Genomic DNA, 1,364 nt, shown 5'->3' on the forward strand with positions numbered 1-1,364 from the left:
TAGAATGATGGGTGGACGGCCCCTTGCGGCATCGAATGTGCCAAACTGGCCGTGTTGAAACCCCAGCGGAGGAGACCGTCCGTCATGCAAGTTATCAGATTTGGAATCGATCTGGCCAAGAATGTGTTTCAGGTGCACGGCGTGGATGCGGCAGGACAGGTGGTGGTGCAACGCCAGCTGCGCCGCGCGCAGGTGGAGAAGTTCTTCGCCGCGCAGCCGCCGGCGCTGATCGGCATGGAAGCCTGCGGCTCGGCTCATCATTGGGCCCGCACGCTCAGCGCGCTCGGCCACGAGGTCAAGCTGATGCCGCCGGCCTATGTGAAGCCCTACGTTCCGCGCAACAAGAACGATGTGCGCGATGCGCATGGCTGTTGCGAAGCGGTGAGCCGGCCCGACATGCGCTTCGTGCCGATCAAGACGGTCGAACAGCAATGGGCCAGGGCGCTGCACCGCACGCGTGGCCTTCTGGTGCGCCAGCGCACGCAACTGGCCAACGCCATGCGTGGCATGCTCTATGAGATGGGCCTGACAAGTGCCAAGGGGGCGGGGGGCATCGAGACCCTGCTGCAGCGCATCGAGGCAGCCGATGAAGCCATTCCCGCGGCGCTGTTGATCTGTCTGGTGCCTCTGGCCGAGCAATGGCGGGTGCTGGATGGCGAGATCGGCAAGCTGGACAAGCAGATCCTGGCTCGGGTCAGGCAGCAGCGTGCGGCCTTGCGGCTGACGACGATCCCGAGCGTCGGCCCGATCATCGCGCATGCAACTGTCGCCGCCATCGGCGACGGCCGCCAGTTCGCCTCGGCCAGGGACTTCGCCGCCTGGCTGGGCCTGACCCGCAAAAGCCATGACACCGGCGGCAAGCACAGCTTGACGGGCCATATCAGCCGCGCCGGCGACAGGGACCTGCGAAGGCTGCTCATTCTTGGCGCCAGTTCCTGGCTGCGTCAGGTCAGGGCCAAACCCGACAAGGGCTCGCCCTGGATTCGCGGCCTGCTGGCCAGGCGGCCGGTCAAGGTCGCCGTCGTGGCTCAAGCGGCCAAGACCGCCCGCATCATCTGGGCAATGCTGCAGTCGGGACAACAATACAGGGCACCAGTTGCGGCTTAACCGCTATCGAGGCCCTTAACAGTGTAAGGAGCAGAAAGGCAGCACGGCAAAATGGTCAGGACCTGGGTCGGGAAAATCCGCCATCGTCATCGCGATTCAAAAGCGCGCTAGAATGATTGGAACCCGATCCGCGTAACCCCTGCGGGTCAGCGGTCATCGAAAGCGACCGCACTAAAGGCCGAATACATGACCGCTCCAGACTTACGCCGCTGCCGCCATTTTGCCTCTTGCCCAAAAGGGGCCGTCCATACATGACG

General features: G+C 63.9%; 1 protein-coding gene. It reads left to right on the plus strand.

The genetic code is table 11. From position 1 onward, the window contains the following. Positions 1–84: 84 nt before the first annotated feature. Positions 85–1,107 carry an IS110 family transposase gene (locus tag FJW05_RS27320; RefSeq protein WP_140637176.1) on the plus strand — a complete coding sequence of 341 codons (1,023 nt, stop codon included), beginning with the start codon at positions 85–87 and terminating at the stop codon, positions 1,105–1,107. Positions 1,108–1,364: the final 257 nt, after the last annotated feature.

Origin of the sequence: Mesorhizobium sp. B2-9-1 (genome assembly GCF_006439455.1) — a bacterium.
In the GTDB taxonomy this organism is placed as follows: Bacteria; Pseudomonadota; Alphaproteobacteria; order Rhizobiales; family Rhizobiaceae; genus Mesorhizobium.

Coding starts and splice junctions, on each gene's coding strand:
- FJW05_RS27320 (WP_140637176.1), top strand. CDS start 85: ATGCAAGTTATCAGATTTGGAATCGATCTGGCCAAGAATGTGTTTCAG.